The organism is Prevotella sp. P2-180 (genome assembly GCF_002251435.1).
Taxonomy (GTDB): Bacteria; Bacteroidota; Bacteroidia; order Bacteroidales; family Bacteroidaceae; genus Prevotella.
The window spans coordinates 1-1,596 of record NZ_NPJI01000019.1; the positions used below are offsets into that span (position 1 = coordinate 1).

At 45.3% G+C, this 1,596-nt stretch carries 1 protein-coding gene; it reads right to left on the bottom strand.

Annotation, left to right across the window (positions count from 1 at the left end; genetic code table 11):
- Positions 1–31: 31 nt before the first annotated feature.
- Positions 32–1,369 carry a transposase gene (locus CIK98_RS02795; RefSeq protein ID WP_172409789.1) on the bottom strand — a complete coding sequence of 446 codons (1,338 nt, stop codon included), beginning with the start codon at positions 1,367–1,369 and terminating at the stop codon, positions 32–34.
- Positions 1,370–1,596: the final 227 nt, after the last annotated feature.

Genomic DNA, 1,596 nt, shown 5'->3' on the forward strand with positions numbered 1-1,596 from the left:
ACTCAAGTTTCGGAAGTAAAAATTCAGTACTCTATGCCGTCTGTGCAAGTTGGCTTAGTAATGCCATTCTGCGACTGTCAGCAATGACTTGTTTGAGTACAGTCTCCTCGTCGCATTCCAGTATTTCAGCCACGATGCAAACGACCTCAAGTATCGCCTCCCAAATGCAGTCAATGACTGTGATTTCCCTCAATCCGAGGTATGTGTCCCTGAACAGGCCTCCTATTGTCTCATAATTATGGAACCTTTTTATATAAGCCATCAAGTTGTACTGAATGGTAACCAATGTCACATGTGCAAGCTGGGAAGTGAAATTGCGGCAGGAACACTTGCTGAGTCCCAGGTATCTCTTGCTGTCCTCATAAAAGACTTCGATACCCCACCGCATTGCATAGATACGGTATGCTTTCATAAAGTCGAGTTTTCGGTTGGTACAGACTAGGAACTTCCACTTCTCAGCCTTTGTCCTTCTGCAGAAGAACAGACGCACTTTCCTTGTGCCCAATGTCACGTCAACAACGGCATACCTGCAACGAAGAGCCCTGCTGTACTTTGTCTTCTTTGCCGTCTGAAGTTTAGCCAAAATGGCTTTTGCCGTGAGTTCTCCCCAGTCCGTCCCGTATTTCGTGTTGCCCATTTTCCCCATGCCGAGAAGATGTATCTTTTTGTGCAGGCGGCAGACGAAATCCACAAGCCCGGTGTTGGTAAACCAGCTGTCCACCAGCAAGTATTCAAACGGGATATGCTTTTCAATAGCCCGCTTAACCATATTTTTTATGAGTTCGCATTTCGACATCATATACTCTCCGATTCTCTTTGCGCCTGCGGTCTCCTTGCCACGCTCTATGGAGTACCGGCTCCGGCGTTGCTTGTCTGTAAGCCCCTGCGGTTTCTTCTCGTTCAGTCCTTCCTCACCCAACAGGCACTGTTCCAGTCCAAGGACTGTTTTGCCGTCGCTCCAGCACATGGTAAGGGCCTTGAAGCCGAGTATGCTGCGCTGGGACACGTGGGAGAACACACGTCCGATTTTCTCAATGCGGAAACCGGTCTTTGGCAAGTCGGTGTCATCAACTATGAGGACGGAAGGGTGGTCGGAATCCTTGTGGTCTGTCCTGATAATGATACTGTCTATCATCTTCTTTGCGGTGTGGTAGAGAACCTTGCGCCAATCGGTCCCATCCTGCGACATGAACTGGTAAAACAAGTCCTTTTTGCCAGAGAACATACGGCTGAGGACGGAATTGGCGTAATGGGAAATACCTTTGATGTCGCAGAACGGCATAATGAGAAGAAGATGAAATATCTGGAGATTGGTCAACTTACAGTTTGGCTTCTTGTCTCCACCAAGCATCTTGTTACTTACGTTCATCTTCTCCACAAGCATTGAAAACGCTTGAAAAAGGGCAAATTTTTGATTTCCTTGGAAAAAATTGCTTATTTCTGAAATAATTTTTGTACCTTTGCACATGGCTTTGAATGATTTTGTATAATTGTTTCTGACACTACAAAGATACAAAATTTCCGCGTAATACGGAAGTATTCAAAGCCTTTTTTATTTAAATAATGTTATATAACTTTACTTCCGAAACTTGAGTA